The organism is Paraburkholderia sp. SIMBA_054 (assembly GCF_046534875.1).
Classification (GTDB): domain Bacteria; phylum Pseudomonadota; class Gammaproteobacteria; order Burkholderiales; family Burkholderiaceae; genus Paraburkholderia; species Paraburkholderia hospita.
In genome coordinates this window covers 1-327 of sequence record NZ_JAWRXV010000435.1, presented here as the reverse complement: position 1 = coordinate 327, position 327 = coordinate 1, and the positions used below count along the sequence as shown (strand labels likewise).

The following is a 327-nucleotide window of genomic DNA, read 5'->3' as shown; positions in this document are numbered from 1 at the left end:
GATCCGGAACTGGTCGGAGAGGTTCTGGCCGTGATGCGCCAACTGGCCGAAGACGGCATGACCATGATTGTCGTCACACATGAAATGAACTTCGCCCGCGAAGTCGCCGACCATCTGATTTTCATGGATGGGGGCGTGATTGTTGAATCCGGCCCGCCTAAAAAGGTTATGGGCAATCCACAACATCCGCGTACTAAAAGTTTTTTGAAGCGCGTGGCGTGACAGGAACGAATGATGATAATTCTCAATGCACAGCAAACCGAAGCCGCGCTCGATTATCCGGGATTGATCGAAGCCTTGCGTCAAGCGCATGCGAGCGGCAAACGA

At 53.2% G+C, this 327-nt stretch carries 1 pseudogene; it reads left to right on the top strand.

Going from position 1 to position 327, the window contains the following annotated elements:
• Positions 1 to 222, top strand: a pseudogene (glnQ, locus tag SB822_RS55795) (glutamine ABC transporter ATP-binding protein GlnQ); the annotation flags it as partial.
• Positions 223 to 327 lie beyond the last annotated feature (105 nt).